Annotated in this window: 4 protein-coding genes; 3 read left to right on the top strand and 1 reads right to left on the bottom strand. The window is 69.8% G+C overall.

From position 1 onward, the window contains the following. The coding region (locus tag VOI19_RS17175) for a PLP-dependent transferase (protein WP_323794172.1) at window positions 1-515 on the bottom strand (515 nt) is incomplete at its 3' end. A gap of 110 nt (window positions 516-625) precedes the next feature. On the opposite strand from VOI19_RS17175, the gene VOI19_RS17180 reads away from it, so the two are divergent. From VOI19_RS17180 to VOI19_RS17190, 3 genes are all read left to right on the top strand, one after another. Further along, window positions 626-1,108, top strand: a complete 483-nt coding sequence (locus VOI19_RS17180) for an Lrp/AsnC family transcriptional regulator (RefSeq protein ID WP_323794173.1) — start codon at window positions 626-628, stop codon at window positions 1,106-1,108. A 36-nt stretch (window positions 1,109-1,144) separates the two neighbouring features. Then, the gene (locus tag VOI19_RS17185; RefSeq protein WP_323794174.1) at window positions 1,145-1,744 is read left to right on the top strand and encodes a flavin reductase family protein; all 600 of its coding nucleotides are present in this window, start codon (window positions 1,145-1,147) and stop codon (window positions 1,742-1,744) included. 176 nt (window positions 1,745-1,920) lie between these two features. Then, window positions 1,921-3,085, top strand: a 1,165-nt coding sequence (locus tag VOI19_RS17190; protein WP_323794175.1) for an ATP-binding cassette domain-containing protein, incomplete at its 3' end; no start/stop codon positions are given.

Here is a 3,085-nt window from a genome sequence, read left to right on the forward strand (position 1 = left end):
GCGCGGATGTCGAGCATCTCCAGGGTCGGGTTGGCGGGCGTCTCGACGAGCACCAGGGCGGTGTCGGGGCGCACGGTGGCGGCGATCTCGTCCTCGGTGCACCAGCTCACCTCGGTGCCGAGGAGGCCGGTGGAGAGCAGGTGGTCGGTGCCGCCGTACATCGGGCGGACGGCGACCACGTGGCGCTTGCCGGTCAGCATCGTGCGCGAGAGCACGGCCGCGGTCATCGCCGCCATGCCCGAGGCGAAGGCCACCGACTCCGGGGCGTGCTCGAGGGTGGCGAGCGCGCTCTCGAAGCGGGCGACCGTGGGGTTCCACAGCCGCTGGTAGACGTGGCCGCCGCCGGTCGGGTGGCCGCCGGTCGCCATCGACTCGTAGGACTCGCCGCCGGTCTCGAGGTCAGGCAGCGGGTTGGTGGAGGACAGGTCGAGCGGGAGTGCGTGCACGCCGAGGCCGGTGAGGTCGTCACGGCCGCTGTGCACGGCGATCGAGTCGGGTCGCAAGGTGGGTCGCATGGCACGATCCTCACTGATAGTGCCACTAGATCGACGTCTGCTTGTCGATAACGCAGCAACAGGAGACGATCACTGCAGAATCAGCAGCACGATCGCGAGAAGAGGGGGACATGTTGTCCGGATCACAACGGCCAGGTGCGGCCGCGCTCGACGGGCTCGACCTGGAGATCCTGCGGGCCCTCGGTGCCGACGGTCGGCTGACCAACAAGGCGCTGTCCGCGCGCCTCGGAGTGGCGGAGTCGACCTGTGCCTACCGGGTCCGCTCGCTGCGTGACCGCGGAGTCATCGTCGGCACCAGCGTGCAGGTGCAGGTCGCCGCTTTGGGCTTCCCGCTGCAGGCCGTCATCAAGGTGCGCCTCGGCAGCCACGACCACCAGCACGTGACGAGTCTCTACGACTCGCTCGTCCAGGTGCCTGGCGTGCTCCAGGCGCTGCACGTGGCGGGTGAGGACGACTTCCACCTGCTGGTGGCGGTCGCCGACCCCGAGGCGCTGCGTGACCTGGTGCTCGAGCACGTCACCGTCCACCCCGTGGTGCGCTCCACCGAGACCCAGCTGGTCTTCGAGCGCCGCAAGGGTCGTGGCGTGCTCTGACCTGACGGTTCACAGGCACCTGCCACGATGGTGCACGTGACGCACTTCTACCGCCCGGCTGAGGGCCACGGGCTGCCCCACGACCCCTTCAACGCGATCGTCGGGCCGCGACCGATCGGGTGGATCAGCAGCCTGGGCGCTGACGGCAGCCGCAACCTGGCGCCGTACAGCTTCTTCAACGCGTTCAACTACACCCCGCCGATCGTCGGGTTCTCCTCGATCGGGCACAAGGACACCGTCGCCAACCTCGAGGCGACCGGTGAGTTCGTGTGGAACCTCGTCACCCGCGACCTGGCCGAGGCGATGAACCAGACCGCGACCGCGCAGCGCGTCGACGAGTGGGAGCGCTCCGGGCTCGAGCCGGCCGAGTCGACGGTGGTGAAGCCGCCGCGCGTGGCGGCGTCGCCGGTGAGCTTCGAGTGCGTGGTGACGCAGATCGTGAGGCTGCAGGACCAGGCCGGCGGCGAGGTCGACAGCTGGATGACGTTCGGCGAGGTGGTCGGGGTGCACATCGACGAGCAGTTCCTCGTCGACGGCATCTACGACACCGCGGCCCCGCGCCCGGTGATGCGCGGCGGCGGCCCGTCGGCGTACTACGAGGTGGGCGAGCGCTTCGACCTCGGCCGGCCCCAGTAGACGTTCCGGAGGCTGAGCAGCGAGCGCCAGCGAGCGTCGACGAAGCCCGGTGACCGTGGCTGCGGTCGTCGCTCGGCTCGCCGGGTCTCGTCGACGGCCTCGTTCCTCGGCCTGCTCGACCTCCGGCAGGAATACCGGGTGCGCCGCCGTGGGCCGGTAGCGGACAATGCTCTCCCGTGGGACATGTGGACGTGGCAGGCATCAGGTACGAGCTTCCGGACGGGCGGTTGCTGCTGGACGACGTCTCGTTCCGGGTGGGTGACGGGGCCAAGGTCGCGCTGGTCGGTGCCAACGGCGCCGGCAAGACGACGCTCTTCCGGATCATCTCCGGCGACCTGACCCCGCACGGCGGCGCAGTCACCCGCAGCGGCGGGCTCGGCATCATGCGCCAGGACGTGAAGGCCGGGCTTTCGACGAGCTCAACCTCCGGCGAGGCGGCTCACCCGACGGTCGCCGACCTGCTGCTGAGCGTCTCCCCGGCGCGCATCCGTGACGCCGCCCGCGCCGTGGAGGCCTGCGAGCTCGCGCTGATGGAGACCGACGACGAGAAGACCCAGATGAAGTACGCCGAGGCGCTGCACGAGTACGCCGACGCCGGCGGCTACGACCTCGAGGTCACCTGGGACGTCTGCACCATGAAGTCGCTCGCGCTCTCCTACGACCGCGCGAAGTATCGCGAGCTGCGCACGCTCAGCGGCGGCGAGCAGAAGCGCACCGTGCTGGAGTACCTCCTGGCCGGACCCGACGAGGTGCTGCTGCTCGACGAGCCCGACAACTACCTCGACGTCCCCGGCAAGATCTGGCTCGAGGAGAAGATCCGGGCCAGCGACAAGACCATCGTCTTCATCTCCCACGACCGCGAGCTGCTGGCCAACACCGCCACCCGCGTCGTCACCGTCGAGCTCGGCGCCGGCGGCACGGGCAACAAGGTCTGGACCCATCCGGGCGACTACACGAGCTATCACGAGGCCCGCCAGGACCGCTTCGCCCGCTTCGAGGAGCTGCGGCGCCGCTGGGACGAGGAGCACGCGAAGATCAAGGCGCTCGTGCTGCGACTGAAAATCAAGTCGGAGTACAACGACGGGATGTCGAGCCAGTACCGCGCCGCGCAGACTCGTCTGCGCAAGTTCGAGGAGGCGGGTCCGCCGACCGAGCAGCCGCGCGAGCAGCAGGTCAACATGCGCCTCAAGGGCGGTCGCACCGGCAAGCGCGCGGTGGTCTGCACCGACCTCGAGCTGCGCGGGCTGATGCGCCCCTTCGACCTCGAGGTCTGGTACGGCGAACGGGTCGCCGTCCTGGGCTCCAACGGCTCGGGCAAGTCGCACTTCCTGCGGCTGCTGG

The sequence above is a fragment of the Nocardioides sp. genome, assembly GCF_034670285.1.
Classification (GTDB): domain Bacteria; phylum Actinomycetota; class Actinomycetes; order Propionibacteriales; family Nocardioidaceae; genus Nocardioides.